Here is a 432-nt window from a genome sequence, read left to right on the forward strand (position 1 = left end):
TTCATACAACGTATCGCTGGAGGTAGCCACTGTGACCAGTTGTGACGCTTCGCCGGTGGCAAAGGTAACCGTGCCCGCTGCGGCACTATGGTCTACATCAGACCCAGCCGCCGTGCCATCGGTAAAGCTGTAGGCCACCGTCTGATCGGCTTGAGCATCTCCATCACGGGTGATAGTAAAGAACAGATCACTCCCCTCCGCCACCGACGCATCGGTCACGGAGAAGGTGGTTTCATCGTTGCTGTCATCGGTGATCACACCGGTTGCCGTCGCCACAGAGATGTGTGAACCGGTAGAACCATTGCTCAAGCTGATGCTAAACTGCTCATCCCCTTCGTAGAGGGTGTCGGACAGCGTACTCACCGTCACCAGCTGGCTACTCTCGCCAGTGGCAAAAGTGAGCGTGCCGCTTTGGTCGGTATAGTCCAACCC

Annotated in this window: 1 protein-coding gene; it reads right to left on the reverse strand. The window is 56.9% G+C overall.

Annotation, left to right across the window (positions count from 1 at the left end; translation table 11 throughout):
- On the reverse strand, positions 1 to 432 hold a 432-nt coding region (locus tag V5T57_RS20695; RefSeq protein ID WP_332893170.1), incomplete at both ends, for a Calx-beta domain-containing protein.

The sequence above is a fragment of the Magnetococcus sp. PR-3 genome, assembly GCF_036689865.1.
In the GTDB taxonomy this organism is placed as follows: Bacteria; Pseudomonadota; Magnetococcia; order Magnetococcales; family Magnetococcaceae; genus Magnetococcus.